At 35.4% G+C, this 786-nt stretch carries 2 protein-coding genes; one reads left to right on the top strand and one right to left on the bottom strand.

Annotated features, from left to right (window positions below):
- Positions 1-50: 50 nt before the first annotated feature.
- Complete coding sequence (locus L1D51_RS21595; protein WP_200907856.1) at positions 51-206, bottom strand: hypothetical protein; 156 nt, start codon at positions 204-206, stop codon at positions 51-53.
- A gap of 213 nt (positions 207-419) precedes the next feature.
- Between L1D51_RS21595 and L1D51_RS21590 the strand changes: the two genes are divergently transcribed.
- Positions 420-683 carry a hypothetical protein gene (locus L1D51_RS21590; protein WP_239964848.1) on the top strand — a complete coding sequence of 88 codons (264 nt, stop codon included), beginning with the start codon at positions 420-422 and terminating at the stop codon, positions 681-683.
- The last annotated feature ends 103 nt before the right edge of the window (positions 684-786 follow it).

Raw genomic sequence — 786 nt, 5'->3', positions numbered from 1 at the left:
GCCCACATTTTTAGCGGGCTTTTTGTTGGCCATTACACCCTTTTGGATTTTTACTTTAAAGCTTCAGATAAAGCATCAACAATTTCATCATCAAGCTTGTTTTCTGATTTGCTTGCTAAGTGCTTAACTGTTGCCAAACATACACGTTTTATAAATGCTTCGGTTAGCAGTTTAGCTGCTAAATATTTACCTAATGTCGTTATCATAATTTATCCTGTAGTTTCGTTATATCTTCACCGTGCTTTTCAATTACACGCTTAATCCATGTAATGTCTGTTTTCACTGCGGCAAAACGGTAGCGAACGCACCACCAATTTGCACAATAACAATGAAATCAAGTTTATTGAGTTTACATCGACTGTCATGCCCTATCCCTAGTTAACAAATCAACTAAACCGATAGAAAAACTAGTAGAAATTATGTATCGCGGTTACATGCCACCTACTGGCCCGTGGTCAGAATGTAGAATTTCAAAAGAGGATAACTTATTGCTTACCCCCTGGGGAAAAGTAAAACCATCAGATGTGCAACTCGTGCATCGGTATAAATGGTCAGCTAAGAAATCTGAACAGATGTACCAAAGCCTAAAAAAGCAAACATCCAATCAAGACAAATATTTATTTGATCTTCAAAACCAATTACTAGATATTATCGGTGATATATCAGAAAAAACAGGTAGTTAAATAAAGGGAATGTTATGTCTAGAAAGCAATTATATGATTTCATGGGGAATAATTGTCAATACTGTAATACTTCAGTTCAAGAGTTATATGATAGGTATGATAC

Source organism: Pseudoalteromonas shioyasakiensis (assembly GCF_022398475.1).
Classification (GTDB): Bacteria; Pseudomonadota; Gammaproteobacteria; order Enterobacterales; family Alteromonadaceae; genus Pseudoalteromonas.
The sequence above is the reverse complement of the archived record's forward strand: the minus strand, read 5'-3'. Positions and strand labels throughout refer to the sequence as shown.

Bases quoted from the DNA above. Each gene is read 5' to 3' on its own strand.
- L1D51_RS21595 (WP_200907856.1), bottom strand. From the start codon at position 206: ATGATAACGACATTAGGTAAATATTTAGCAGCTAAACTGCTAACCGAA.
- L1D51_RS21590 (WP_239964848.1), top strand. From the start codon at position 420: ATGTATCGCGGTTACATGCCACCTACTGGCCCGTGGTCAGAATGTAGA.